The sequence below is a fragment of the Stenotrophomonas sp. A3_2 genome (assembly GCF_036624925.1).
Lineage (GTDB): Bacteria > Pseudomonadota > Gammaproteobacteria > Xanthomonadales > Xanthomonadaceae > Stenotrophomonas > Stenotrophomonas hibiscicola.
On sequence record NZ_JAZKVY010000339.1, the window covers coordinates 200313 to 225053 of the forward strand.

At 67.0% G+C, this 24741-nt stretch carries 27 protein-coding genes; 19 read left to right on the forward strand and 8 right to left on the reverse strand.

Annotation, left to right across the window (positions count from 1 at the left end; translation table 11 throughout):
- Positions 1-82 precede the first annotated feature (82 nt).
- Positions 83-544, forward strand: coding sequence for a GNAT family N-acetyltransferase (locus R5H29_RS17820; protein ID WP_111102018.1), 462 nt, complete (start codon positions 83-85; stop codon positions 542-544).
- A gap of 122 nt (positions 545-666) precedes the next feature.
- Here the strand turns inward: R5H29_RS17820 and R5H29_RS17825 are convergent, their stop codons facing one another.
- Positions 667-1914: a TIGR03862 family flavoprotein gene (locus R5H29_RS17825; protein ID WP_134729550.1), complete on the reverse strand. Its 1248-nt coding sequence runs from the start codon at positions 1912-1914 to the stop codon at positions 667-669.
- On the reverse strand, positions 1901-2335 hold the full coding sequence (locus R5H29_RS17830; protein ID WP_134729552.1) for an FKBP-type peptidyl-prolyl cis-trans isomerase: 435 nt from the start codon (positions 2333-2335) through the stop codon (positions 1901-1903). Before R5H29_RS17830 ends, R5H29_RS17825 begins: the two co-directional genes overlap by 14 nt.
- Before the next feature lie 70 nt (positions 2336-2405).
- On the opposite strand from R5H29_RS17830, the gene R5H29_RS17835 reads away from it, so the two are divergent.
- From R5H29_RS17835 to R5H29_RS17850, 4 genes are all read left to right on the forward strand, one after another.
- Complete coding sequence (locus tag R5H29_RS17835) at positions 2406-2771, forward strand: DUF6164 family protein (RefSeq protein WP_332329560.1); 366 nt, start codon at positions 2406-2408, stop codon at positions 2769-2771.
- A gap of 366 nt (positions 2772-3137) precedes the next feature.
- The gene (locus R5H29_RS17840) at positions 3138-3905 is read left to right on the forward strand and encodes a sulfurtransferase (RefSeq protein WP_019658894.1); all 768 of its coding nucleotides are present in this window, start codon (positions 3138-3140) and stop codon (positions 3903-3905) included.
- A 203-nt stretch (positions 3906-4108) separates the two neighbouring features.
- On the forward strand, positions 4109-5104 hold the full coding sequence (locus R5H29_RS17845) for an LLM class flavin-dependent oxidoreductase (protein WP_171952215.1): 996 nt from the start codon (positions 4109-4111) through the stop codon (positions 5102-5104).
- A gap of 69 nt (positions 5105-5173) precedes the next feature.
- Positions 5174-5671, forward strand: coding sequence for a pyridoxamine 5'-phosphate oxidase family protein (locus R5H29_RS17850; RefSeq protein ID WP_111103060.1), 498 nt, complete (start codon positions 5174-5176; stop codon positions 5669-5671).
- Between the two features lie 92 nt (positions 5672-5763).
- Here the strand turns inward: R5H29_RS17850 and R5H29_RS17855 are convergent, their stop codons facing one another.
- Positions 5764-6423: an exopolysaccharide biosynthesis protein gene (locus R5H29_RS17855; protein ID WP_021204405.1), complete on the reverse strand. Its 660-nt coding sequence runs from the start codon at positions 6421-6423 to the stop codon at positions 5764-5766.
- Positions 6407-7711, reverse strand: coding sequence for a hemolysin family protein (locus R5H29_RS17860; RefSeq protein ID WP_005416017.1), 1305 nt, complete (start codon positions 7709-7711; stop codon positions 6407-6409). Before R5H29_RS17860 ends, R5H29_RS17855 begins: the two co-directional genes overlap by 17 nt.
- Before the next feature lie 292 nt (positions 7712-8003).
- Here R5H29_RS17860 and R5H29_RS17865 point away from each other — a divergent pair, with 292 nt between their 5' ends.
- Both R5H29_RS17865 and R5H29_RS17870 read left to right on the forward strand, forming a co-directional pair.
- Positions 8004-8630, forward strand: a complete 627-nt coding sequence (locus R5H29_RS17865) for a DUF47 domain-containing protein (RefSeq protein WP_004152833.1) — start codon at positions 8004-8006, stop codon at positions 8628-8630.
- A 13-nt stretch (positions 8631-8643) separates the two neighbouring features.
- Positions 8644-9765, forward strand: a complete 1122-nt coding sequence (locus tag R5H29_RS17870; protein ID WP_019658889.1) for an inorganic phosphate transporter — start codon at positions 8644-8646, stop codon at positions 9763-9765.
- A 342-nt stretch (positions 9766-10107) separates the two neighbouring features.
- Here R5H29_RS17870 and R5H29_RS17875 read toward each other — a convergent pair whose 3' ends face one another.
- The 3 genes from R5H29_RS17875 to parE form a co-directional block, all read right to left on the reverse strand.
- Positions 10108-11604 (reverse strand): S10 family peptidase, encoded by a 1497-nt coding sequence (locus R5H29_RS17875; protein ID WP_332329561.1) that lies wholly within the window; start codon positions 11602-11604, stop codon positions 10108-10110.
- 110 nt (positions 11605-11714) lie between these two features.
- On the reverse strand, positions 11715-12293 hold the full coding sequence (locus tag R5H29_RS17880) for a GNAT family N-acetyltransferase (protein WP_019658887.1): 579 nt from the start codon (positions 12291-12293) through the stop codon (positions 11715-11717).
- 153 nt (positions 12294-12446) lie between these two features.
- Positions 12447-14336, reverse strand: coding sequence for a DNA topoisomerase IV subunit B (gene parE, locus R5H29_RS17885; RefSeq protein WP_019658886.1), 1890 nt, complete (start codon positions 14334-14336; stop codon positions 12447-12449).
- 172 nt (positions 14337-14508) lie between these two features.
- Between parE and R5H29_RS17890 the strand changes: the two genes are divergently transcribed.
- The 10 genes from R5H29_RS17890 (at position 14509) to truD (ending at position 22402) form a co-directional block, all read left to right on the forward strand.
- Entirely contained in the window at positions 14509-14742 is a 234-nt protein-coding gene (locus R5H29_RS17890) for a hypothetical protein (RefSeq protein ID WP_010485998.1), read from the forward strand.
- Between the two features lie 400 nt (positions 14743-15142).
- Positions 15143-16807, forward strand: coding sequence for a CTP synthase (locus R5H29_RS17895; RefSeq protein WP_005416023.1), 1665 nt, complete (start codon positions 15143-15145; stop codon positions 16805-16807).
- Positions 16808-16896: 89 nt separating this feature from the next.
- Entirely contained in the window at positions 16897-17727 is an 831-nt protein-coding gene (gene kdsA / locus R5H29_RS17900; protein WP_010485995.1) for a 3-deoxy-8-phosphooctulonate synthase, read from the forward strand.
- Complete coding sequence (locus R5H29_RS17905) at positions 17724-18071, forward strand: hypothetical protein (RefSeq protein ID WP_134735897.1); 348 nt, start codon at positions 17724-17726, stop codon at positions 18069-18071. The genes kdsA and R5H29_RS17905 overlap by 4 nt, the downstream gene beginning before the upstream one ends.
- Positions 18071-18400 (forward strand): hypothetical protein, encoded by a 330-nt coding sequence (locus R5H29_RS17910; protein ID WP_019658882.1) that lies wholly within the window; start codon positions 18071-18073, stop codon positions 18398-18400. The genes R5H29_RS17905 and R5H29_RS17910 overlap by 1 nt, the downstream gene beginning before the upstream one ends.
- Positions 18401-18496: 96 nt before the next feature.
- Complete coding sequence (gene eno / locus R5H29_RS17915) at positions 18497-19789, forward strand: phosphopyruvate hydratase (protein WP_014036739.1); 1293 nt, start codon at positions 18497-18499, stop codon at positions 19787-19789.
- 4 nt (positions 19790-19793) lie between these two features.
- Positions 19794-20147: a cell division protein FtsB gene (ftsB, locus tag R5H29_RS17920; RefSeq protein WP_021204090.1), complete on the forward strand. Its 354-nt coding sequence runs from the start codon at positions 19794-19796 to the stop codon at positions 20145-20147.
- Positions 20144-20842: a 2-C-methyl-D-erythritol 4-phosphate cytidylyltransferase gene (gene ispD / locus R5H29_RS17925; RefSeq protein WP_019658880.1), complete on the forward strand. Its 699-nt coding sequence runs from the start codon at positions 20144-20146 to the stop codon at positions 20840-20842. The genes ftsB and ispD overlap by 4 nt, the downstream gene beginning before the upstream one ends.
- Positions 20843-20876: 34 nt before the next feature.
- Complete coding sequence (gene ispF / locus R5H29_RS17930; protein ID WP_021204089.1) at positions 20877-21374, forward strand: 2-C-methyl-D-erythritol 2,4-cyclodiphosphate synthase; 498 nt, start codon at positions 20877-20879, stop codon at positions 21372-21374.
- A complete protein-coding gene (gene truD / locus R5H29_RS17935; protein WP_058980133.1) occupies positions 21371-22402 on the forward strand; it encodes a tRNA pseudouridine(13) synthase TruD in 1032 nt (343 codons plus the stop codon). Before ispF ends, truD begins: the two co-directional genes overlap by 4 nt.
- Positions 22403-22525: 123 nt before the next feature.
- Here truD and R5H29_RS17940 read toward each other — a convergent pair whose 3' ends face one another.
- On the reverse strand, positions 22526-23065 hold the full coding sequence (locus R5H29_RS17940) for a Smr/MutS family protein (RefSeq protein WP_332329562.1): 540 nt from the start codon (positions 23063-23065) through the stop codon (positions 22526-22528).
- A 209-nt stretch (positions 23066-23274) separates the two neighbouring features.
- Here R5H29_RS17940 and surE point away from each other — a divergent pair, with 209 nt between their 5' ends.
- On the forward strand, positions 23275-24054 hold the full coding sequence (surE, locus tag R5H29_RS17945) for a 5'/3'-nucleotidase SurE (protein ID WP_019658877.1): 780 nt from the start codon (positions 23275-23277) through the stop codon (positions 24052-24054).
- Positions 24051-24728: a protein-L-isoaspartate(D-aspartate) O-methyltransferase gene (locus tag R5H29_RS17950; RefSeq protein ID WP_010485977.1), complete on the forward strand. Its 678-nt coding sequence runs from the start codon at positions 24051-24053 to the stop codon at positions 24726-24728. Before surE ends, R5H29_RS17950 begins: the two co-directional genes overlap by 4 nt.
- The last annotated feature ends 13 nt before the right edge of the window (positions 24729-24741 follow it).

Sequence of the window (24741 nt, forward strand, 5' to 3'; positions counted from 1 at the left end):
TGCTCGGCTGATCTTCGTTCCAACATCGCGATGCGTGATCGAGAAGCAGCCGAGCATAGGCTCGGCTCTACAAGGAGATGTAATGCAGTTCAGGACCGGCACCATGGATGACGTGGCCATGCTGTGGGCGCTGCGCACGCGTTGCGTGCGCGAGACCTGCAGCAGCCATTACCCGCCCGAAGTCATTGCGCCCTGGTCTGCCTCGCCGCCACCGTCGCAGTATGCGCGGCTGTTGTCGCAGGGCGGATGCGTAGTGGCCGAGGACGGGCAGGGTGGCCTGCTCGGCTTCGGCGTCTTTGATGCCGATGCCAATGAAGTCGATGCGTTGTTCGTCAATCCGGATCATGGCGGCCAGGGCATTGGCCAGGCGTTGATGCAGCGCCTGCTGGCGATGGCCGATCGTGAACGTGAGGTGGTGCTGTCGGCCTCGCTCAACGCCGTGCCGTTCTATCAACGCCAGGGGTTCGTCAGCGTGCGCGAAGAGGCCTACCCGCATCCCAGCGGCGTGGCGCTGGCTTCAGTGAGCATGCGCCGGCCGTGGTGAGTGCTCGTTTTCTGCGTTCTGTAGAGCCGAGCCCACGCTCGGCTGCTTTTGATTCAAGCCGAGCATGGGCTCGGCTCTACAGGTAACGCCGTCGAGCATGGCTCGACGCTACAAGGCAGGCGTCACCGCCCGGCCAGCCACCCGATTACGCCTTCCGCAGCACGCAGGCCACTGGCGTAGCACGCGGTCAACAGGTAGCCACCTGTCGGCGCTTCCCAGTCCAGCATCTCGCCGGCGCAGAACACGCCGGGCACTGCCCGCAGCATCAGGCCATCATCCAGCGCATCCAGGCGCACGCCGCCGGCGGTGCTGATCACCTCGGCCATCGGCCGGGGACGCAGCAGGCGCAGCGGCAGGCGCTTGAGCGTAGCCGCCACGGCAGGCAGGTCGCTGCCCGCTTCTTTACCCAGAATCTCGAACACCAATGCGGCTTTCACTGCATCCAGGCCGGCTTGGCGGCGCAGGTGCTCGCCGAAGCTGCGGCCCTTGCGTGGGCGTGACAGATCGGCAAGCAGGCGCGCCTCGTCGCGGCCCGGTACCAGATCCAGCCACAGCATCGCGTGGCCCTCGCGGTTGATGGTCTCGCGCAGGTCCGCCGCCATCGCATAGATCAGGCTGCCTTCGATGCCGTACTCGCTGGCCACGCATTCGCCCTGCAGCGACCGTGGCTGTCCGGCCAGGTCGATCCAGTGCGCGACCACCGGCTTCAACGGCGCGCCGGCATTGCGTTGGGCGAAGAATGGGGTCCAACCCACGTCGAAACCGCAGTTGGCCGACTGCAGTGGTGCGATGTCCACGCCACGGGCCTGCAGTGGCGCGACCCAGGCGCCGTCACTGCCCAGCTGCGGCCAGCTGCCGCCGCCCATGGCCAGCAGGGTGGCATCGGCATGTACTTCAACGGCGCCATCTTCGGTTTCAAATCGCAGCGCGCCATCCTCACCCCAGCCGATCCAGCGGTGGTTGGCATGCAGGCGCACACCCTGTTCCTTCAGCCGGCGCACCCAGCCACGCAGCAGCGGCGCAGCCTTCCGGTCGACCGGGAACACGCGGCCGGAGCTGCCCACATAGGTCTCCACGCCCAGGCCGGCGGCCCAGTCGCGCAGCGCCTGCGCATCGAAGTCGTCCAGCCAGCGGCCCACGGCCGTGGACTGCTCGCGGTAGCGGCTGTCGAACAGCGGACGCGGATCGGAATGGGTGAGGTTGAGCCCGCCCTTGCCGGCGATCAGGAATTTGCGGCCGGGCGACCCCTTGGCCTCGTACAGGTCGACGTCCAGCCCGGCGGCGCGCAGGCGCTCGGCGGCGAACAGGCCGGCCGGGCCACCGCCGATGACGGCGACGCGGTGGGGCATGGCGGCATCACGGTTTGACATCGAGCAGCTCGACGTCGAACACCAGCGACGATCCGGCCGGAATCGGGCCGACCTTGCGGTCGCCGTAACCGTAGTCCGGCGGGATCATCAGCGTGCGCTTGCCGCCAACTTTCATGCCGGCCACGCCCTCATCCCAGCCGCGGATGACCTGGCCGGCGCCAAGCGCGAAGGTGAACGGTTGGCCGTGCTTGAAGGAGCTGTCGAAGGTCTTGCCGTGCTTGGTCTCGGTACGGTTGTCGTAGATCCAACCGGTGTAGTGCACGGTGACCTTGCTGCCGGGAACGGCTTCAGCACCGGTACCTGGCACGGTATCGATCCGCTCGAAGGCGGTCAGGGTGCCGCCGGGCGGCGGGCCGGACGGTTCGGTCGAGCAGCCAGCGGCGGCGAGGGACAGCAGCAGGGGAAGCAGCAGGCGGCGCATCGGGCGTCTCCGGTAGGGCGCAGGTCGAGGGCGGCAAGGGTAGCGCATCGGCGCCGGGTATCATGGGGACATGGCAAAACTCCTGCTCAATCTGCGCAATGTCGGTGACGACGAATACGCCGATGTCTGCACGCTGCTCGACCAGCACGGCATCGCCTGGTACCGCACCGAACCCAGCCCCTGGGGCATTTCCAACGGAGGCCTGTGGCTGCGCGAGGACGCCGATCATCCACGTGCGAAGGCGCTGATGGCGGAGTACCAGGCCGAACGCGGGCCGCGCATCCGTGCCGAGCGTGAGCAGGCATTGCGTGATGGCACGGCGGAGACCTTCGGCAGACTGTTCCGGCGGCGGCCGCTGTTCGTAATGCTGGTGCTGCTGGGGATGGCCGCTGCCGCTGCGCTGGTGCTGCTGCCGTTCGTGCTGTTGCGGGGTTAAGGGGTTTCGGCCGGGTTGCACCCGGCACCCGCAGACGCAACGGCGACGTCAAAAGCCGGGCTTCAGTGGGAGGGTGGGGCGGTGTGGGCAGGCGGGGGCCGGCAAACGCTGCTCCTGCGTGCCTCGTAGAGCGCCTTGCTCGTGTGCGCTGTCCTGCGCACACGGCAAGACCGGGGTTGGGCGTCCTGCCCAACCCGCCCGGCGCATGCCCCGGGCCCATGGCGCTCTGCGCCCCCGCCTGCCCACACCGCCCCACCCCTGACAGATTCCGGGTGTCTGCCGGGCTTGGGGTCGGATCCCTCTGCTGCGCAGAGGGCACTGACCCCTGAATCTGTCTGTGCGGGCGGGAGGCGCTAAAATGGCGGGATGATCGCCAATACCGCTGCCTACCATTTCGCCGTCATCGACGCCCCTCAGGCCCTGTGTGACCAGCTGCTGGCGCGTGCCGAGGCGGCACAGCTGCGCGGCACGATCCTGGTGGCGGGCGAGGGGCTGAACCTGTTCCTGGCGGGTGCGCCAGAGGCGGTCGAGGGTTTCTACGCAGCGCTGCGCTCTGACGCGCGCTTTGCCGATATGCGGGTCAAGACCAGCTTCAGCGAGCACCAGCCGTTCGCCCGGCTGAAGGCCAAGGTGAAGGACGAGATCATCAGCTTCCGCCGTGATGACGGCCAGCCGCTGGACTATCCGCGTGCGCCGGCGGTGGATCCGGCCACCGTGCAGCGCTGGCTGCGGCAGGGGCATGACGATGCCGGCAAGCCGGTGGTGATGCTCGATACGCGCAATCTGCAGGAAGTGGAGTACGGCACCTTCAAGGATGCGCTGGTGTTGCCCATCCACAAGTTCACCGACCTGCCGGAGGCGCTGGCGCCGCACCGCGAAGCACTGAAGGACAGCACCGTGGTCAGTTTCTGCACCGGCGGCATCCGCTGCGAGAAGGCGGCGCTGTGGATGGTCAACGACGGCATGGACAACGTGCTGCAGCTGGACGGTGGCATCCTCGGCTACTTCGAGGAAGTGGGCGGCGAAGGCTACGAAGGCCGCTGCTTCGTGTTCGATGAGCGCATTGCGCTGGATGCGGAACTGAAGCCGATGGTCGACCAGCCGTTGCCTGATCCGCGCCCCAGCGCGTTCTAAGCCGGGATGTCGATTCCCCGGTAGAGCCGGGGGGGGGGGCGGGGGGCCGGGCCCGGGGGCCGGCGGCCCCGCGCCCGGCTCTACCGGATCAAGCGCAGCCAGTCGTGGACCCGCGCTGCGGGAATCAGCATCCTGCCACCGGCACTGGCCGCTGCGCCGGGTCGTCCCCATGCATGGGGGATCCTGTGACGGAAAAACGCCTGATGATCCCGTTGTCGATCCTTGACCTAGCCCCGGTCTGCGAGGGCAGTGACACCACCACCGCCTTTGCCAACATGCTGGAACTGGCCCAGCACGCCGATGCGCTGGGCTACCGCCGCTACTGGCTGGCCGAACACCACAACATGCCCGGCATCGCCAGTGCGGCCACCGCCGTGCTGATCGGCCATGTCGCCGGCGGTACCCTTCGCATCCGGGTCGGTGCCGGCGGCATCATGCTGCCCAACCATGCCCCGCTGCAGGTGGCCGAGCAGTTCGGCACGCTGGCCTCGCTGTATCCGGACCGGATCGACCTGGGCCTGGGCCGCGCACCGGGTACTGACCAGCCGACCGCGCGTGCATTGCGCCGCTACTTCGACAGCGCGGACCAGTTCCCACAGGACGTGCGCGAGCTGCTGCACTACTTCGAGCCGGTTCAGCCGGGGCAGGCGGTGCAGGCCGTTCCAGGTGGCGGCCTGCGGGTACCGACCTGGATCCTCGGTTCCAGCCTGTTCGGCGCGCGCATGGCCGCGTCGATGGGCCTGCCGTATGCGTTCGCCTCGCACTTCGCACCCGACGCGATGGACGAAGCCCTTGCTGTCTACCGCCGCGAGTTCCGCCCCTCGGCGGCGCTGAAGCAGCCGCACGCGATGCTGGCCCTGAACGTCGTTGCCAGCGACAGCGAGGCGGAGTCGCGCCGCCTTTTCACCAGCCAGCAGCAGAGTTTCGTCAACCTGCGTCGTGGCCGGCCGGGCAAGATTCCGGCACCGATCGACGACATCGAGTCCTTCTGGGAGCCGCACGAAAAACTGGGGGTGGAGCGGGCGCTGGCCTGCACCGTGCTGGGCGATCCGCAGCAGGTCGGGGAGGGCATCGCTGCGTTTGTCGAACGGCACAAGCCCGACGAGCTGATGCTCACCGCCAACCTGTACGACCACCGCGCGCGCTTGCGCTCGTTCGAACTGACCATGCAGGCCTGGCACGCCCGCCACGCGGGCTGAACAATTGCGTCACGGGCTGTTGCGGCCGTGCCCGGTCTGATGGGGGCTCATTCCGATGGAGTCCCCCACATGGCCGACACCCGTGCCGAACACGTCAACCAGCTGGCCGAACTGATCAAGGATGTGGAGGTGGCCATGTTCACCACCACCGGCGTCGACGGACGGCTCTACAGTCGGCCGCTGGCCACCCAGCAGGTCGCCTTTGACGGCGACCTGTGGTTCGTCATCACCGCCGACAGCCCGAAGGTGGCCGAGATCGCGCTCGACCCGCGGGTCAACGTGGCGTATGCCTCGCCCTCGAACAACACCTATGTCTCGGTGGCCGGGCGTGCCCGCGTCGTCGATGACCGCGCGAAGATCGAGGAGCTGTGGTCGCCGGCGATGAAACTGTTCTTCCCGGGTGGCAAGGACGATCCGAACCTGCGCCTGATCCACGTGCGCGCCGAGAGCGCCGAATACTGGGATGGCCCGGGCACGCTGCTGGGCAAGGCATTGAGCTTCGTGCTGTCGGCGGTGCAGGACGAACCGGCGGCGCTGGCCGACAACGGCTTCATCGATCTTCGGTGATGACCGATGTCCGGTATTGGTAGTGCCGGCCGCGGGCCGGCCACCCTGGAAACGTGGCAGCCGGCCAGCGGCCGGCTCTACCGGATGCCGCTTCAGAACCAGCGCTGGAACAGCTCCACTGTATAGCCCACCAGCTGCCCCGAACTGAAGCCGAAGAACGCGATCGCCACCAGTGCGGCGATCCAGTTGAACAGCATCAGCGCACCATCGCGTTCCAGCAGCGCCAGCGAGAACAGCAGCAGCTGGAAGCCGAACAGAAAGTTGGTGAACGGAATCGGCAACGACAGCAGCAGGCCCAGCAACACCAGCAGCAGGCCAGTGAACGCGTGTGCGGGCAGCGGTGTCAGTAGCTGCGGCAGGCGTGGCTTCAGCATCCTGTCCAGCCGCCGCAACGGGCGATCGATACGGTCCAGGAAGCGGTGCATGGTGCCGCGCTTCGGCCCGCGTCGGGCAATGAAACCGGGCAGCCAGGGGCGGCGCAGGCAACACAGCATCTGCAGGCCGATCAGGACCACCAGTGGGCCGCTGACCGCACCCCCCATGCCCGGGATCGGGATGAACGAGGGCAGGATCGCCACGAACAGGAACACGCCGAACGCGCTCTGCTGCAGGTTGCTGAGGATCTGGCCGAGCGGCATGTGCTCGGCGGGATCGCCGGAGGCGAACATCTCCAGCAGGGTGCGGATGCCCTCGTTGCGGTAGGCCGCGCGCTGAGCGCCCTGGCCCTGGCCGGTCTCAGGCGGTGAGCTCATCGGCCTGCTCGTCGGACAACGTGCGCAGCAGCAGCTTGTCCACCCGCGCACCGTCCAGGTCGACCACCTCGAAGCGCCAGCCGGCCCAGTCGAAGTACTCGCCTGCGTGCGGGATGCGGCCGAAGTAGTGGATGCACATGCCGGCCAGCGTGTAGTAATCGCCGTCCTCGGCATCGGGCAGGTCGTTGCTTCCGATCAGCTCGCGCAGGTCTTCGATCGGCAGCGAGCCGTCCACCAGCAGCGAGCCGTCCTCGCGGGTCACCACCAGGGCGTCCTCGTCGGCATTCTCGACCGCCTGCAGGCGGCCGACCACGGCGCCCATCAGGTCGCTGATGGTCACCAGGCCCTGGATCTCGCCGTACTCGTCCACCACCAGCGCCATCGACTGCTGTTCCTCGCGGAAGATCTCCAGCAGCTTCATCGCGTGGGTCGATTCGGAGACGTACAGCGGTTCGCGCAGAGTCTGGAACAGCGCGTTGTCGCCGCGCGCCATGCGCGTGGCCAGCGATTTCAGCTCCAGCACGCCGACCACGTCCATGTCGTTGTCGCGGTACACCGGGTAACGGGAGAACTCGTGCTCGGCCATGATGTCCAGATTGCGCTCCAGCCCGGCCTGGGTGTCGAGCCAGGCGATGCGGTTGCGCGGCGTCATCAGGCTGTCGGCGGTGCGGTCGCCCAGGCGCATGACGCGGTTCATCATGTCGCGCTCGTGGGCGTCGATCACGCCGGCCTCGTGGCTCTCGGCCACCAGCATCCGGATCTCTTCTTCAGTCACCTGCGCGGCCTCGTCCTTGCCCAGGCCCAGCACCTTCAGCACCAGCTGGGTAGTCTTGGACAGGAGCCAGACGAAGGGCAGGGCGAGCCTGGCCAGCCAGCTCATCGGCATCGCGACCAGGCCGGCAATGGCCTCGGAACGTGTCAGGGCCAGGCGCTTGGGCACCAGTTCGCCGAAGATCAGCGTGATGAAGGTGATCAGCGAGACCGCCAGGGCGGTGCCTACTTCGCGCGCGTACGCAAAGCCGGGCATCAGGCCCTGCAGCCAGCCGGCGATCGCGTCGCCGATCGCATCACCACCGAGGTAGCCGGTGAGTACGCCGATCACGGTGATGCCGATCTGCACGGTGGACAGGAAGCTCTCCGGCTTCTCCGACAGCTCCAGCGCCTTGGCGGCGCGCTTGGAGGTGGCGGCCATCTGCTTCAGGCGGCTCTTGCGCGAGGTCATGACCGACATCTCGGACATGGCGAAGAAGCCGTTCAGCAGAACCAGCGCGAAGACAATCAGGATCATTTCAAACACGGGCGTCGTCCCCGGTTGGTGGCAGGGAGGGCGGGTGCTTGCGATGGCGGCAGGCGCTCAGGAACGGGGTCCGGCGCGGCGCAGGGGGATAAGGGTCGTCGTCCATAAGGTGCGCCTGAAGGCGCGCTGGCATCTTAGCAAAGGGGCGTGGCAGGGTGGCAACCGCCTGTTCAGGTTGGGGCTCCCAGAGCCCGGAAAGGGCGCGGGGATACCCGTGATGGTCATCTAGCCGTCATAATTCGCTCTGGTGCCGTCCTTCCCGCGACGGCTGACAGGTTTCTCAATGTTCTCTCTGCAGACCATTTTCGGTTCCGGCAAACAGTTCTACACCCTGCTCGATGAGGCTGCTGTCGCGGCTTCCGATGCCGCCAAGGCGCTGCATTCCATGCTGCGCGAGGCCGACCGCCAGCCCGCGCTGGACGCCTTCAAGCTGGCCCGCCTGCGCGAACGCGCGGCCTCGGACAAGATCAGCCAGGCGCTGGTGGACAGCTTCATGACCCCCATCGAGCGCGAAGACATCGAAGCGCTGGGTTCGGCCCTGTACAAGATTCCGAAGCAGATCGAGAAGTTCGCCGATCGCTATTCGCTGGCCACGACCCACCTGGAGCACATCGACTTCGCGCCGCGCGCGGCGATGCTGGAGCAGGCCGCCGGCGTGGTGGTGGAGATGGTGGCCGACCTGCGCCACATGAACCTGGACCGGATGACCGCGCTGAACGAGAAGCTGCGCTCGCTGGAGAACGAGGCCGACCGCCTGATGCTTGAGCTGTACCGCGACATCTACTCCGGTCGCCTGGACAACCTGCAGATGTTCCTGCTGAAGGAATTCTTCGAGATCCTGGAAAAGGCCATCGACCGTTGCCGCGAGGCTGGCGTGGTGGCGTACCAGATCGTGTTGAAGAACAGCTGACGGACGCCGCCGCATGTTGACCCTTGTCCTGGTAGTGATCCTGGCCGCGCTCGTCTTCGAGTTCATCAACGGCTTCCACGACACTGCCAATTCCATTGCCACCGTAGTGGCGACCAAGGTGCTCTCGCCCGGCTGGGCGGTGATGCTGGCCGCCTTCATGAACCTCATCGGTGCGCTGACCGGTACGGCGGTGGCGCTGACCATCGCCTCGGGCCTGCTCAACACCAACGTGGTGGAAGTCACCCCGCAGGTGATCCTGTGCGCGCTGCTGGGCGGCATCATCTGGAACCTGATCACCTGGTGGAAGGGACTGCCGTCCTCGTCCTCGCACGCGCTGATCGGCGGCCTCTGCGGCGCCGGCCTGGCTGCGGCCCACAACAACTGGGATGCCCTGATCTGGTCCGAGCGCCTGGGCAGCTGGGCGCAGAACAAGGGCCTGCTGTGGAAGGTGTTCGTGCCGATGATCACCTCGCCGATCGCCGGCTTCCTGCTCGGCATTGTGGTGATGGTGCTGCTGTGGGCGCTGATCGCCGGCCTGGCCAAGGTCGGTGGCGCCATCGGCCGCCTGGCCCGCCCGCGCATCGTCAATGCCTTCTTCGGCAAGGCGCAGATCGCCTCGGCGGCCTACATGGGCTTCGCCCACGGCCACAACGACGCGCAGAAGACCATGGGCATCATCGCGATGACCCTGATTGGTGCCGAAGCCACCGGCGCACTGAACGATCTGCCGTCCTGGCTGGCCTTCATGCACCCGGACGCGCACGCCGGTGACGGCATCGCCATGTGGATCGTGCTGACCTGCGCGGTGGTGATGGCGGCCGGTACCGCTTCGGGTGGCTGGAAAATCATCAAGACCCTGGGCCACAAGATGGTCAAGCTGCACCCGATCCACGGCTTCGCCGCGGAGACCAGCTCGGCCACCATCCTGACCCTGGCGGCCCACTTCGGCATGCCGGTCTCGACCACGCACAGCATCTCCACCGCGATCATGGGTGTCGGCTTCGCCAAGAACCCGCGTTCGCTGAAGTTCGGCGTGATCGAGCGCATCGTCTGGGCCTGGATCCTGACCATCCCGGCGGCCGGCGGCTGTGCGTACCTGATCCTGAAGCTGTTCGAGCTGTTCGGCTGGACCTGATCGCCACGCCAGGGTTGCAAACGAAAAAGCCCGCCGGATACCGGCGGGCTTTTTTCATGGCAGATCATTCCTCTGTATCCAAGCGTGCCGACCAACGGTCGGCACCCACAACAGCAGCAGGCACCTGTCAGCGGCGGGGGGGGGGGGGGTTGGAGGGCCCCTTGGGGCCCCGGTTGGGGCCCCCCCCCCCCCCCCTGGGCGGTTTGCCGGGGGTGCCCTTAAAACCCACCCCACCTCGCCAGCACTCAGGAAGCCCGCTTTTTGCAGTTGATCTTGCCGTGGACCTTGCCGTTGCCGTTGATCCAGCGGGTGCCGGGCCGCAGGCCCGGCCGCCACCACCCATCAATTGCGCTGGAACAGCGCCTTCACATCATTCCGGAACGCCGCCTGGCTGTCGGCCCGGCTGTAGAACATGTGCCCGCCCGGATAACTGCGCACCTGCACCCGGTCCGGATTGCTGCCCATCGTCGGCATCTGGTCCACGGTCAGGATCGAACCCATGAACGGGCACGACAGGTCGTTCCAGCCATGCACGATCAGCACCTGCAGGTGCGGGTCGATCGCCACGGCCTGGCGCAGCTGGGTCACCGCGCCATCGCGCAGCTCGCCATTGCGATCCCACAGCCGGTTCACGTCGTAGTTCAGCGCCTGGTACCGCGCATCCACCTTCCAGCCGACCACGCGCGTCACGAAGTCGACCATCGCCGTGGTGGTCGGCGCGATGATGCTGTCCAGCAGCGGATCGTTGGCGCGCTGCTCCGGATCGTTCGGGAATGGATCGAACGCGGTTACGTTGGAATCGTAGCGGCTGCCCAGCGTGCCCTTGTCGCGGAACACTTCACGCAGGTAGGCCTGGGTTTCCAGCCGACCACCGGCACGGCGCACGAACTGCGGGTCCAGCCCGGTCAGTTCGGTCACCCGGCGCAGCATCGCCTCGGTTGCCTGCGGATCGCTACGGCCTTTCATCAGGGCGGTGGCGTAGTCGCCACGGGTGTATTCCACTACTTCGCGCATCGCTGCATCGGTCAGTTTGCCCTGGCGCTCCAGGTGCGCGGCGGCGATCGACGGCAGGGTCTGCATCCACGCCATCGGCGAGACATCGGCGTTGTCTTCCAGGGTCGGGCTCAGGTGCGGCGAGACCAGTACCAGGCCGTTCATCGCCACGCCCAGCCGGGTCTGCAGGTAGTGGGTGATGCGCGGGCCGCGATAGCCGCCGTAGCTCTCGCCAGTCAGGTACTTGCGCGACGCCATGCGCTGGTTGCGCAGCAGCCAGTCGTAGATCGAGCGTGACAGGTATTCGATGTCGGCGCTGGGGTTGTACAGTGCCTTCTTCGCTTCATCGTCGCCGATCCGCGCGCGGCTGAAGCCGGTGCCGACCGGATCGATGAACACCAGGTCGGTGAAGTCCAGCCAGGTGCCGGGGTTGTCGTGCAGGGTCGCCGGCGCCGACGCGCTGTCACCCTCGGAGCCGAAGGTCACCACCTTGGGTCCGATCGCGCCCATGTTGAGGTACACCGACGACGCGCCGGGACCGCCATTGAGCGCGAAGGTCACCGGCCGGTCCTTACCCGGCATCGTATAGGCGGTGAACACCACATCGGCGATCACCTTGCCCTTGGCATCGCGTACCGGCAGGGTGCCGACGGTGGCGGTGTAGTCCAGGGTGCGGCCGGCCAGGCGCATGCTCTGGCGGGCTGAGGCATCGGCGGGCAGCGCAGGTGCCTCGGTCTTGTCGTCTTTCGGGTCGGGCTTGGCGTCGGCATCAGGCGCGGCCAGCACGCTGGCTGGGGCGATGAGCAGGCCGACGCAGAGCGCGGCAGTGTGCAGCAGGGACTTCATGGCACCGGGTGGGCAGCGGAAGGGGATTCCGATGCTAGGCCGGTGGCGGCCCATGTCGTATGTGTCCAAAGGCATGGCCGTGCGTTGAGCCCGCTACTGGCCAGATTGGGTCAAGCGGGCAGGGTGGCGGCCGCTTCGTCATCGGCCAGCAGGCCATAGACGGCCGAGTCGGCCAGTTCCCCCTGGATCCGCCAGCGCTGGCGCAGCACTCCCTCGCGGCGGAAGCCCAGGCGTTCGAGCACGTGCGCGGAGGGTGCGTTGCGCGGGTCGATCTCGGCTTCCACGCGATGCAGGTGGAGGGTGCCGAACAGGTAGGCCAGTACCTGCTGCAGGGCCTCGTGCATGTAGCCCTGGCCCTGGCGATCCGGTGCCAGCAGGTAGCCGATCTCGGCGCGTGCCGCATCGCGGTCCAACGCAAACACCACGCAGATGCCCAGCAACGGGCCGTCCAGCGTTTCGCGCACGGCCAGCTTGAGCTGGGTGCCGGTGGCCTGTGCCGCCAGGTCATCGTCGATCTGCGCGCGTGCCTCGGACGGTCGTGTCCATGCAGGATGGTTCCAGAACCGCATCACGTCCGGATCGGACTGGATTGCGAACAGGGCGGCCGCATCGTCGCGGCGGATCGGGCTCAGGACGAGGCGCGCGCTGTGCAGCGGCAGGCCGGGAAACAGCAGGGAGTGGCTGGCCAATACGTTGGTCCACACGGATGGACGCGCATTATGGCGCCGCCGGGTTTGCCGATGGGGGTGGGATCTCTGTAGAGCCGAGCCGATGCTCGGCTGCCCGGCACGGCGCGGAATGCAGCCGAGCGTGGGCTCGGCTCTACAGGAGGGCTGCGGGAGTCAGACTTCCAGCGAAGCCAGGTCGCCCTTCGACTCCAGCCAGCCCTTGCGGTCGGAGGCGCGCTTCTTGGCCAGCAGCATGTCCATCAGCGAACTTGTCTGCTCGCGATCGTCCACGGTCAGCTGCACCAGCCGGCGCGTATCGGGGTGGATGGTCGATTCACGCAGCTGAGGCGGGTTCATCTCGCCCAGGCCCTTGAAGCGGGTCACGTTGATGGCGCCCTTGATCTTCTCGCGTTCGATCTTGTCCAGCATCGAGCGCTTTTCTTCCTCGTCCAGGGCATAGAACACCTGCTTGCCCACGTCGATGCGGAACAGTGGCGGCATGGCCACGAACACGTGGCCGGCATCGACCAGCGCAGGGAAGTGCCTGAGGAACAGCGCGGTCAGCAGTGTTGCGATGTGCAGGCCGTCGGAGTCCGCGTCGGCCAGGATGATGACCTTGCCGTAGCGCAGGCCGCTGATGTCGTCCTTGCCCGGGTCGCAGCCGATCGCGATCGCCAGATTGTGCACTTCTTCCGAGGCCAGCACGCTGTTGGAGGAAACCTCCCAGGTGTTCAGGATCTTGCCGCGCAACGGCATGATGGCCTGGAAATCCTTGTCGCGGGCCTGCTTGGCGCTGCCGCCTGCCGAATCACCTTCCACCAGGAACAGCTCGGTGCGCGACAGGTCCTGGCTGATGCAGTCGGCCAGCTTGCCGGGCAGGGCCGGGCCCTGGGTGACCTTCTTGCGGACGACCAGCTTTTCGGTCTTCAGGCGGGCGCTGGCGCGCTCGATGGCGATCTGCGCGATCTTCTCGCCCAGCTCCACGTTCTGGTTGAGCAGCAGGCTGAAGGCATCATGGGCGGCACCTTCGATGAAGCCGGCCGCCTGGCGTGAGGACAGGCGTTCCTTGGTCTGGCCGCTGAACTGCGGGTCGGTCATCTTCAGCGACAGCACGAACGACACGCGGTCCCACACGTCTTCCGGGGCCAGCTTGACGCCACGCGGCAGCAGGTTGCGGAAGTCGCAGAACTCGCGCAGCGCCTCGGTCAGGCCGGTACGCAGGCCGTTGACATGGGTGCCGTGCTGGGCGGTGGGGATCAGGTTGACGTAGCTTTCCTGCACCAGCTCGCCTTCCGGCAGCCAGGCCACTGCCCAGTCCACGACCTCGGTGTCCTTCTTCAGGCTGCCGACGAACAGCTCGGCCGGCAGCATCTCGCGATCACCCAGCTCCAGCTTCAGGTAATCGCGCAGGCCGTCTTCGTAGTACCAGGTATCGACTTCACCGGTGGCTTCATCGGTCAGCTTCACGGTCAGGCCCGGGCACAGCACGGCCTTGGCGCGCAGCAGGTGCTTGAGCGCGCGCACCGCGAACTTCGGCGTATCGAAGTACTTCGGGTCCGGCCAGAAGCGCACGCGGGTACCGGTGTTCTTCTTGCCGACGCTGCCAACTACTTCCAGCGGTGTGGCGCGGTCGCCATTGCGGAAGGTGATGCGGTGTTCGGCACCGTCGCGCTTGATGTGCACTTCCACCAGGGTCGACAGCGCGTTGACCACGCTGACGCCGACGCCGTGCAGACCACCGGAGAAGGTGTAGTTATTGTTGCTGAACTTGCCGCCGGCATGCAGGCGGGTGAGGATCAGCTCGACGCCCGGGATCTTTTCTTCGGGATGGATGTCCACCGGCATGCCGCGGCCGTCATCGCTGACCTCCACGCTGCCGTCCTTGTACAGGGTGATCTCGATCGAGCGGGCGTGGCCGGCGAGGGCCTCGTCCACCGAGTTGTCGATCACTTCCTGCGCCAGGTGGTTCGGGCGCGCGGTGTCGGTATACATGCCGGGACGGCGCTTGACCGGGTCAAGGCCGGACAGGACTTCAATATCGGCGGCGTTATAACGGGCGTTCATCTGTCTTCGAAAGCTTGGAGCGACGGGCAAGTGTGGGGTCTGGCACGGGATTTTGCACGCCTGCGGTTCAGTCTCGGCGACGCAGAGGGGGTAAAATGGCAGCCGCTGGAATCTGAACGCCGGCGACCCCCGTTGGGTCGAAACATCCAAGCCGTACCGCGAGGAGGACCTCATGAAGAAGTTGCTGACCATTGCGATCCTGGCCGCTGCCGCCGTTGCGGTGCCGCTGGTGATGGCGCAGAACGCCGGCCAGCCGGCCCCGCAGCAGGGTGACCAGGCCGACAAGGCGCAGGCCGAGGCCGATGCCAAGGCCAAGCGTCGGGCCCAGGCCAATGCCGAAATGAAGGCGCAGGGCCAGCCGGCCCCGCAGCAGGAAGAGGAAGAGGAAGCGCGCAAGAAGCGCTGATCCCGCAACCTGCCAGGCGCCCTTGCGACCAGGGCTGCGCTCCGGAACGCCCCGCTCAGCGGGGCGTTTCTTTTTGGGAACGTGGCGTCTGCCCCTTGGGTTGGCGGCCATCAATCTGTAAACTATGGCTTTCCGGGAGTAAGTGCGTGTCCACCATTTGCGAATGGGCTGGAGCGGCCAAGCGTGGCTTCCAGCATGGCGGGTCGCAGGTGACGGTCGATTTGGCCGGCACGGCCGCCCCGACCTCGCACGATGGTTCCGGTCCGGCGCCTGCCGCCGCACGGATCCGCACCTCCCTCGCTGCCTCAGCGAACCGGAAAACCCCCTCTGAGCACCATGCCCGCCCTCCGGGTGCGCGTGGTGCTGCCGTTTTCCATTTCCAGACAGGATGCTTGCAGCCATGACTCCCTTGATTTTCGTAACCGGCGGCGTGGTGTCCTCGCTCGGCAAAGGCATTGCCGCCGCGTCGCTGGCCGCCATTCTTGAAGCCCGTGGCCTGAAGGTCACGATGATGAAGCTCGACCCGTACATCAACGTCGACCCGGGCACCATGAGCCCGTTCCAGCACGGTGAGGTCTACGTCACCGACGACGGCGCGGAGACCGACCTCGACCTGGGCCACTACGAGCGCTTCGTGCGCACCCGCCTGAGCCGCAAGAACTCGGTCACCACCGGGCGCATCTACGAGAACGTGATCCGCAAGGAGCGCCGCGGCGACTACCTGGGCGCGACCGTGCAGGTCATTCCGCACATCACCGACGAGATCCGTCGCTGCATCGACGAAGCCACCGAAGGCTACGACGTGGCACTGGTCGAGATCGGCGGCACCGTGGGCGACATCGAGTCGCTGCCGTTCCTGGAAGCGATCCGCCAGGTGCGCACCGAGCGCGGCCCGGAGAAGGCGCTGTTCATGCACCTCACCCTGGTGCCGTACATCGGTGCCGCCGGTGAGCTGAAGACCAAGCCGACCCAGCACTCGGTGAAGGAACTGCGCTCGATCGGCATCCAGCCGGACGTGCTGTTGTGCCGCTCCGAGCAGGCGGTGCCGGATTCGGAGCGCCGCAAGATCGCCCAGTTCACCAACGTCTCCGAGCGTGCAGTGATCAGCGTGCCGGACGTGGACGTGCTGTACCGCATCCCGTCTGGCCTGCATGCACAGGGCCTGGACGAAATCGTGGTGAACCAGCTGAAGCTGGCCGACAAGGCCGGTCCGGTCGATCTTTCGATGTGGGAAGACGCGGTCGATGCGACCCTGCACCCGCTGGACGAAGTGACCATCGCCGTGGTCGGCAAGTACGTCGATCACCAGGATGCCTACAAGTCGGTCGGCGAGGCACTGAAGCACGGTGGCCTGCGCCAGCGCACCAAGGTCAACCTGAAGTGGCTGGAAGCACAGGACCTGGAAGGCACCGACATGGCTGCACTGGCCGATGTCGACGGCATCCTGGTACCGGGTGGCTTCGGTGACCGCGGCTTTGAAGGCAAGGTGCTGACCTCGAAGTTCGCCCGCGAGCAGCAGGTGCCGTACTTCGGCATCTGCTACGGCATGCAGGCGGCGGTGGTCGATTACGCGCGCAACGTGGTCGGCCTGGAAGGTGCCAACAGCACCGAGAACGATCGCCAGTCGCCGAACCCGGTGATCGGCCTGATCACCGAATGGCGCACCGCCAGCGGCGATGTCGAGAAGCGTGACGACAAGAGCGACCTCGGCGGCACCATGCGCCTGGGCCTGCAGGAACAACGCCTGAAGCCGGGCACGCTGGCCCGCGAGCTGTACGGCAAGGACGTGGTCGCCGAGCGCCACCGCCACCGCTACGAGTTCAACAACCGCTACCGCACCCAGCTGGAAGATGCGGGCCTGGTGATCGCGGGCAAGTCGATGGACGACACCCTGGTGGAAGTGGTCGAGCTGCCGCGCGATGCCCACCCGTGGTTCCTGGCCTGCCAGGCGCACCCGGAATTCCTGTCCACGCCGCGTGACGGCCACCCGCTGTTCATCGGTTTCATCCGTGCCGCGCGCGAGCGCAAGGCCGGCGGCAAGCTGCTTTCCGAAGCGCGCGCCTGACTTGTGAATGGGGGCTTCGGCCCCCATCCTGCATGCTTCAACCCCCAGCGCACCGGCCCGTCCGGTGCTGCGGACAACAAGGAAACGCCATGAAACTGTGTGGATTCGAGGTCGGGCTGGACCAGCCCCTGTTCCTGATCGCCGGCCCCTGCGTGATCGAGTCGATGCAGCTGCAGCTCGATACCGCCGGCAAGCTGAAGGAGATCACCGACAAGCTCGGCGTCAACTTCATCTTCAAGTCCAGCTTCGACAAGGCCAACCGCACTTCGGGTACCGCATTCCGCGGCCCGGGCATGGAAGAGGGCCTGAAGGTGCTGGCCGAAGTGAAGAAGCAGATCGGCGTGCCGGTGCTGACCGACGTCCACGAGTACACCCCGATGGATGAGGTGGCCTCGGTGGTGGATGTGCTGCAGACCCCGGCGTTCCTGGTCCGCCAGACCGACTTCATCCGCAAGGTGTGCTCGGCCGGCAAGCCGGTCAACATCAAGAAGGGCCAGTTCCTGGCGCCTTGGGACATGAAGCCGGTCGTGGAGAAGGCCAAGGCCACCGGCAACGAGCAGATCATGGTCTGCGAGCGTGGTGCCAGCTTCGGCTACAACAATCTGGTCAGCGACATGCGTTCGCTGGCGGTGATGCGCGAGACCGGTTGCCCGGTGGTGTTCGACGCTACCCATTCGGTGCAGCTGCCGGGCGGGCAGGGCACCAGTTCCGGTGGCCAGCGTGAGCACGTGCCGGTGCTGGCCCGTGCCGCCGTGGCGGTAGGCATCTCCGGCCTGTTCGCCGAGACCCATCCGGACCCGTCCAAGGCGCTGTCCGATGGCCCCAATGCATGGCCGCTGGACCAGATGGAAGCCCTGCTCGAGACCCTGATGGAACTGGACGCGGTGACCAAGAAGCACGGCTTCTCGCGCTTCGCGTGAGTCGTGACCCGTGGCTGGCGCTGGAAAACCAGCGCCGCCGCCGGCACTGGAAACAGTGGCCCTGGGGCCTGATCGCACTGGGCCTGGCCGTGCTGTTCACCGTGGGCATGTTCGGTCTGGTGCTGATCGGCGCCGCGTCAGTGCGCCCACCAGGTGATGGCGGCAGCGCGCTCAATCTGCGCGTGTACTTCATTGCGCTGCAGGTTGCAGAGCTGGTCGGCGCCGTGGGATGCGTCGCTGCCGCCGTACTGGCCTGGCGCCTGAACCGTGGCAAGGTGGCCGCCGGGTTGGCGATCATCCTGCTGTCGCTGTGGCTTGGCGCCCTGTTCTACGGGCTGTTTTGATGAATGCGACCCTGGCAACCCGTGATCGGCCCTGGGGCCTGATCGCGCTGGCGCTGGCTGTTCTTGCCTGGGCCGGCCTGGTGGCAGCTGTATTCGCCTTCGCCGCCAGTTTCGGTTCGCCCGGGGATGGCAGCCATGGCATGCAGGCCATGCAGTACTGGATCTGGGCTGCACTGGCCATGCTCGTGCTGTCCTTCGTTGGCAGCCTGGTGGCGATGGTGATGGCCTGGCGTTGCCGCCGCGGCGGCGTAGTGGCGGCCATTGCTGGTGGCCTGCTGGTGGTGATGGTGTCGTTGATCCTGATGGTGATCGGGGCCACTCTGGCCTGACGGCGCCCACGCCATTTGGCAAGTGGCGGGCAGCCGGGGATAATCACGCGGCATTCGTTTTGTCGCCCCCTCTCCAGACAGGTAACCGGCCCGACCATGAGTACGATCCGCAGCATCCACGCCCGTGAAATCCTCGACAGCCGTGGCAATCCCACGCTGGAAGCCGAAGTCATCCTGGAGGACGGTTCGTTCGGTCGTGCCGCGGTTCCCTCCGGCGCCTCGACCGGCACCAAGGAAGCGGTCGAGCTGCGTGATGGCGACAAGACCCGTTACCTGGGCAAGGGCGTGCGCAAGGCCGTCGACAACGTCAACACCACCATCGCCAACGCGCTGAAGGGTTTTGAAGCCACCGACCAGGCCGGCCTCGACCGTCGCCTGATCGATCTTGATGGCACCGAGAACAAGGGCCGCCTGGGCGCCAACGCGCTGCTGGGTGTTTCGATGGCCGCCGCGCACGCCGCCGCTGCATCGAACAAGCAGGCGCTGTGGCAGTACCTGGCCGCCAAGACCGGCGTTACCCCGTCGCTGCCGGTGCCGATGATGAACATCATCAACGGCGGTGCGCATGCCGACAACAACGTGGACTTCCAGGAGTTCATGGTGCTGCCGGTCGGCTTCACCTCGTTCTCCGAAGCGCTGCGCGCCGGCACCGAAATCTTCCATTCGCTGAAGTCGGTGCTGAAGGGCCACGGCCTGAGCACGGCGGTGGGCGACGAAGGCGGTTTCGCGCCGGACTTCCGCAGCAACGTCGAAGCGCTGGACACCATCCTCGAAGCGATCGGCAAGGCCGGCTACACCGCCGGTGAAGACGTGCTGCTGGGCCTGGACGTGGCGTCAAGCGAATTCTTCGAGAACGGCAAGTACAACCTGGTCGGCGAGAACAAGCGCCTGACTTCCGAGCAGTTCGTCGACTTCCTCGCTGACTGGGCCGCGCAGTACCCGATCATCACGATTGAGGATGGCCTGGCCGAGAACGATTGGGCTGGCTGGAAGCTGCTGACCGACCGCATCGGCAAGAAGGTGCAGCTGGTCGGTGACGACCTGTTCGTGACCAACCCGAAGATTTTCCAGGAAGGCATCGACTCGGGCACCGCCAACGCGATCCTGATCAAGGTCAACCAGATCGGCACCCTCAGCGAAACCCTGGAAGCGATCGCCATGGCCGACCGCGCCGGCTATGCCGCCGTGGTCTCGCACCGCTCGGGCGAAACCGAAGACACCACCATCGCTGACATCGCCGTGGCTACCACCGCCACCCAGATCAAGACCGGCTCGCTGTGCCGCAGCGATCGCGTGGCCAAGTACAACCAGCTGCTGCGCATCGAGGAAGCCCTCGGCGCCGGCGCGCGTTACGCCGGTCGTGACGCGTTCGTTTCGCTGAAGCGCTGAGCCGATGCGCGACTGGCGCTGGATGCTGCTGGTGCTGGCCCTGTTGCTGGGCTGGCTGCAGTACCGCTTCTGGTTCGGTCCGGGCAATTCGGGTGAAGTGATGATGCTCGAAGCCCAGGTCGCCAACCAGGAGCGGGACAACGAGGGCCTGCAGCAGCGCAACGACGCGCTGGCCGCCGAAGTGAAGGACCTCAAGGAAGGCCAGTCCGCCATCGAGGAGCGCGCGCGCAGCGAGCTGGGCATGATCAAGCCTGGCGAGAAGTTCTACCGTGTGGTCGAGGATGCGCCGGTCCAACCGGCGCAACCTGCGCCAGGTGTCAGCGCCCAGGTCGGCGATCATCCGGCGGACGTGCCATGAGTGGGGCGATCTGGGTGGTGGTTCCGGCCGCCGGCCGTGGCGCCCGCTTCGGCGCACCGCTGCCCAAACAGTACCTGCAGGCCGGCGGGCAGATCCTGCTCGCCCATACCCTGGACGCGCTGCTGGCGCACCCGGCCGTGGCCGGCGCAATGGTGGTGATCGGACAGGACGACGGTGACTGGCCTGGCTGGAGTGAATGGGCCGGCAAGCCGGTGCTGACCTGCATCGGCGGCGCGACCCGTGCCGCCTCGGTGCTGGCCGGGCTGCAGGCCCTGCCGGACTCGGTGCGTGCCGATGAGTTCGTGCTGGTCCATGATGCGGCCCGGCCCAACCTGTCGCTGGCCGACCTTGGCCGCCTGCTTGAAGTCGGTCGTGCCGACCCGGTCGGGGCGATCCTGGCCGCACCGGTGCGCGACACCCTCAAGCGCGCGGGCGATGACGGTGGCATCGATGGCACCGAGCCGCGCGAGCGCCTGTGGCGTGCATTGACGCCGCAGCTGTTCCGCCGCCACCAGCTCAGCCGCGCGCTGTCCGAAGCCGCTGCCGCCGGTGTCGAAGTCACCGACGAGGCCATGGCCATGGAGCGCCAGGGCCAGCGCCCGCTGCTGGTGGAAGGCAGCGAGGACAACTTCAAGGTAACCACTCCGGCCGATCTCGACCGGTTCGAATTCGTACTTTCCCGCCGCGCCGGCTGATTGCCCGCGCGGCCCTGCTGCAAGGGTTGCATCCATGAGCACCGCACCGTTCCCGCCCGTCCGCATCGGCCAGGGCTACGACGTCCATGCCTTCGGTGAGGGCGATCACATCATGCTCGGTGGGGTGAACGTGCCGCACAGCTGTGGCGTGCTCGCGCACAGCGACGGCGACGTGATCCTGCATGCCCTGTGCGACGCGATGCTCGGTGCGCTGGCGCTGGGTGACATCGGCCAGCACTTCCCGCCGAGTGATGACCGCTGGAAGGGCGCTGACAGCAGCGATTTCGTCCGCCATTGCGACAGCCTGCTGCGCGAGCGTGGCTGGCGCGTCGGCAACACCGACATCACCGTGATCTGCGAGCGTCCGAAGGTCGGTCCGCATGCGCTGGCCATGCGTGAGCGCATCGGTGCGCTGCTGCAGCTGCCGCTGGATGCGGTCAGCGTCAAGGCCACCACCTCGGAGAAGCTGGGCTTTACCGGCCGTGGAGAAGGCATCGCCGCACAGGCGGTGGTGCTGCTGGTGGCGGCATGATCCCGCTGCCGCTTGCGTTTGGTGCGCCGTTGCTGTCGGCGCGCATCCGCACCACGCCGGAGGATTTCCAGGTCGACGAGTTGCCGGCGTTCGAGGCCACTGGCGAGGGCGAGCACCTGCTGCTGCACATCCGCAAGCGCGGTGCCAACACCGTGCATGTGGCCAAGCTGCTGGCCAAGTGGGCCGGCCTGCCGGAAATGGCGGTGAGCTACGCCGGCATGAAGGACCGCCATGCGGTCACCACCCAGCGCTTCAGCGTGCACCTGCCCAAGCGCATTGCTCCGGATCTGGCCGAGCTGGCCAGTGATGAGATCGAAGTGCTCGAAGCCACCTGGCACAACCGCAAGCTGCAGCGCGGCGCCTTGGCCGGCAACCGCTTCAAGCTGGTGCTGCGCCAGGTGCGGGGCGATGCTGCAGCGATCAGTGAGCGTTTGCAGCAGATTGCCAGCCGGGGCCTGCCGAACTGGTTCGGTGAGCAGCGCTTCGGCCGCGACGGCGGCAACGTGCCGGCCGCATTGGCGATGTTCGGGGGCCGCCGCATGCGCAAGGACCAGCGTTCGCTGCTGTTGTCTGCCGCCCGTTCGGCGCTGTTCAACCGCGTGCTGGCCGCGCGCGTGGAGCAGGGCAGCTGGGATCAGCCACTGGAGGGCGAAGTGTGGATGCTGGACGGCAGTCGCAGCGTGTTCGGCCCCGAGCCGTACACCGACGTGCTGGCCGAGCGCCTCGCGCGGTTCGACATCCATCCCAGCGCACCGTTGTGGGGCGAAGGCGAGCTGCGCAGCGCCGACGCTGCACGTGAGCTGGAGCTGGCCGCGCTGGACGACGAGGAATCGAAGGCGCTGCGCGCTGGCCTGGAAGACGCACGGTTGAAACAGGAGCGCCGCGCGCTGCGCCTGCGCCCGGCGCTGCTGCAGCATCAGTGGCTGGCCAGTGATGTACTGGAACTCTCGTTCGCGCTGCCGCCGGGCTGCTACGCCACCGCTGTACTGCACGAGCTGGGCCCGGTCGAAGACGCCTCGCAGGCCTGAGCAGGGCGCGCGGTAGAGTCGACTGTCAGTCGACTTGCGCGCGCAGCGCGGGGTATTCGCTTGCCGCTGGAAGAGCAGTCGACTGACAGTCGACTCTACCTGGACTCATGGCGTCCCCTTTTTTCAGCGCCGCGCCAGCAGCACCAGTACCGCGCCGGTCCCGCCTTGCCCGGCCGGCGCTGAATGGAACGCCAGCACGTCGTTGCGCAGCCGCAGCAGGCGGTCAACCAGGTTCTTCAGCACCGGCGCACCGCCATCGGCTTGCAGGCCCTTGCCGTGGATGATGCGCACGCAGCCATACTCGTGTGCATGCGCTTCTAGCAGGAACTGGCGCAGCAGCGTCTCCGCCTGCGCGACGGTGGCGCCGTGCAGGTCCAGCTCGTCCTGCACCGAGTACTGGCCACGCTTGAGGCGCTGGAACAGGCGTGGTGGCAGGTTGTCGCGTCGATAGCTGGCCACATCGCCGGCTTCCAGCGGGGTGCTGTCGCGCAGCAGCCGGGCGAACTCGCCGGCGGCGTCGGCCTCGTCACGTTCGGCCATCCGCGCACGCGGCTTCGGTCGCGGCGCGGCAGGTGCCGGCTCGGCATCCTTGCGCAGCGGCGTCACTTCGCCGATGGCCGCACGGAACAGCGCGGCGGGATCTTCGTCTTCAGGGTGCGACATGCGCACAGGGTAAACCGCCGGCGCAGGTCTGCCTATGACGGTTCGATGTCGGCCGTGACCGCCGGCAGGGTAGGACCGGCGGCTCGCATGCGGCACAATAGACGATGCGCTTGCAGGGTCGACGGCTTCCGCAGGGGAGCGCGGCGGTCCCGCTTACACTGCACGGTGACGGAATCGAATTCTTGGAAAATCAAGCGGTTAAATCGAAGATGCGAATCCTGGTCAGCAATGACGATGGTGTCGACGCTGCAGGCATCCGGATGCTTGCCTCGGTCCTGCGCGAGGCTGGGCACGAGGTTACGGTGGTCGCACCCGACCGCGATCGCTCCGGCGCCAGCAACTCGCTGACGCTGGATCTGCCGATACGGCTCAAGCGCATCGACCATTACACCGTCTCGGTGGCCGGCACCCCGACCGACTGCGTGCACCTGGCGCTGACCGGCCTGCTTGAATTCGAGCCCGACATTGTCGTGTCCGGCATCAACAACGTCGCCAACCTCGGTGATGACGTGATCTATTCCGGCACTGTTTCGGCGGCGATGGAAGGTCGCTTCCTGGGCCTGCCCGCCGTGGCGGTGTCGCTGGTCAGCCGCAACCACGATCCGAAGCACTACGAAACCGCTGCGCGCGCCGCGGTCGAGATCGTTGCACGGCTCAAGGCCGACCCGCTGCCGGCCGACACCATCCTCAACGTCAACGTGCCGGACCTGCCGTGGAGCGAGGTCAAGGGCTTCGAGGTCACGCGCCTCGGCAACCGCCATCGTGCCGAAGGCTGCATCGCGCAGAAGGATCCACGCGGCAACGAGGTGTACTGGATCGGCCCGGCCGGCCGCGAGCAGGACTCCGGCCCGGGTACCGATTTCCACGCCGTGCGCACCGGCCACATCTCGATCACGCCGATCCAGGTCGACCTCACCCGCTACCAGGCGCTGGAGAAGGTGGCCAGCTGGGTCGGCGGCCTCAGCGCAGCCCTGGACCAGCCGGCATGAGCCCACGCCTGCGCCTGCAACCGGAAGCTGTGGGTATCGGCATGACCTCGCAGCGCGTGCGTGACCGTCTGGTCGACCGCCTGCGCGAAGCCGGCATCGTCGACGAGCCGACCTTGAACGCGATCCGGGTGGTGCCGCGCCATCTGTTCATCGACGAAGCGCTGGCCTCGCGTGCCTACGAGGATACCGCGCTGCCCATCGGCCACGGCCAGACCATCTCTCAACCCTGGGTGGTAGCGCGGATGACCGAAGCGGTCCTCCAGGTCGCGCCCAAGCGCGTGCTGGAAGTGGGCACCGGTTCCGGGTACCAGGCCGCCATCCTCGGTGCGCTGGGCCTGGAGGTCTACACCGTGGAGCGCATCGGCGACCTGCTGCGCCAGGCGCGCAAGCGCTTCCGTGCGCTGGGCATGAACATCCGCACCAAGCATGACGACGGTCGCGTCGGCTGGGCCGAGCACGGTCCCTTCGATGCCATCGTGGTCACTGCGGCGGCGCCGGCACTGGTCGACGCGCTGATCGAGCAGCTGGCCGAGGGCGGCCGGCTGGTGGCGCCGGTCGGTGGTCCCGGGGCGCAGTCGCTGGTGCAGCTGGACCGCAAGGCCGACGGCAGCATCGAACAACACGTGCTGGCGCCGGTCACCTTCGTGCCGCTGCTGTCTGGCATGCTCGACTAATCCACGGAGCAGG